We start from the raw sequence: 336 nt of genomic DNA on the forward strand, positions 1-336 counted from the left end.
GCCATGTCCACGCCCTTGCGGATCAGCGGCTCGCCACTCTTGCCGATGATGCGCGTAAGCGCCTTCGACAGCCCGGCTTCGTTGTGCGTGGCCACCAGCTTGCCCGTGAGCAGCAGGCCCCACGTGGCGGCGTTCACGAAGAGCGACGGGCTCTGGCCCAGGTGCGAGTGCCAGTTGCCGTTGCTGATCTTGTCGCGGATGAGTGCATCGCGCGTGGCCTTGTCGGGAATGCGCAGCAGCGCTTCGGCCAGGCACATCAGCGCCACGCCTTCCTGGCTCGACAGGGAGAATTCTTGAATCAGGCCTTGCACCAGCCCCTCGCGGCCCGTGCCGGCC

Annotated in this window: 1 protein-coding gene; it reads right to left on the minus strand. The window is 67.0% G+C overall.

The features are described 5' to 3' along the window. A partial coding sequence (locus RVY79_RS18295) for a hypothetical protein (RefSeq protein ID WP_317465949.1) occupies positions 1–336 on the minus strand: 336 nt, incomplete at both ends.

Source organism: Chromohalobacter sp. HP20-39 (genome assembly GCF_033052815.1).
In the GTDB taxonomy this organism is placed as follows: Bacteria; Pseudomonadota; Gammaproteobacteria; order Pseudomonadales; family Halomonadaceae; genus Chromohalobacter.